This window comes from Pseudomonas sp. W15Feb34, from assembly GCF_023127765.1.
Lineage (GTDB): Bacteria > Pseudomonadota > Gammaproteobacteria > Pseudomonadales > Pseudomonadaceae > Aquipseudomonas > Aquipseudomonas synxantha_A.
In genome coordinates this window covers 1-1,005 of the sequence record NZ_SPKN01000039.1, presented here as the reverse complement: position 1 = coordinate 1,005, position 1,005 = coordinate 1, and the positions used below count along the sequence as shown (strand labels likewise).

General features: G+C 56.3%; 1 protein-coding gene. It reads right to left on the bottom strand.

The window, feature by feature from the left end:
- On the bottom strand, positions 1-1,005 hold a 1,005-nt coding region (locus tag E4O97_RS18645), incomplete at both ends, for an immunoglobulin-like domain-containing protein (RefSeq protein ID WP_348984552.1).

Sequence of the window (1,005 nt, the reverse complement as noted above, 5' to 3'; positions counted from 1 at the left end):
CGCCAGAAGCGTCAGTGATCTGGACCGTCTGGGTGCTCTTGTCGATGAACACATCATCGGTAGGTGCAGGCACGGTCACAGTGCCGACGGTATCGCCGGCCTTGATAGTGATCGACGAGCCGTTATCCAACTTCAAAGTGACGTCAGTACCCGCTTTATTGGAAAGCGTAGCGGTGTACGTGATCTGGCCGCCTTCGTTAACGGCGCTAGGCGCGGTCAGCGTAACAGTCGTGGTGTTGTCGGTACCCGGTGTATCCGTAACGGTGGTGTTCACCGCCGTAGTGCCCGGGACCAGGTTCTCGAAGTGCTCGCCGCCAGTGACACCAGTAATGGCGGTAGTGACGATCTGGTCGCCCTTATACACGTCGTCCGGTGCCAAAACCGAGATAGAACCGCTGCTTTGGTTCACACCAATAGTGATACTCTGGCCGTTATCCAAAGTGACAGTCAGCGGATTGGTGATGTTAGTCACCGGTGCGCCGTTTTTATCCACAAGGCTGGCGGTGTAGACGATATTGCCGCCTTCGCCGACGGTGGTAGTAGCGGTCAGTACTACATCGACTTTATCGATGGTGTCGTTGATCGTGGTGGTTGCGCCGTTGCCCGCGACTTCCAACTTCTCGAAGTTGCCGCCAGAAGCGTCAGTGATCTGGACCGTCTGGGTGCTCTTGTCGATGAACACATCATCGGTAGGTGCAGGCACGGTCACAGTGCCGACGGTATCGCCGGCCTTGATAGTGATCGACGAGCCGTTATCCAACTTCAAAGTGACGTCAGTGCCCGCTTTGTTGGAAAGCGTGGCGGTGTACGTAATTTGACCACCTTCGTTGACAGCACTTGGTGCAGTCAGTGTGACAGTCGTGGTGTTATCGGTACCCGGAGTATCGGTGACGGTGGTGTTTACCGCCGCAGTGCCCGGGACCAGGTTCTCGAAATGCTCGCCACCGGTCACACCCTTGATAGCGGTGGTGACGGTTTGATCGCCTTTGTAGACATCATCCGGTG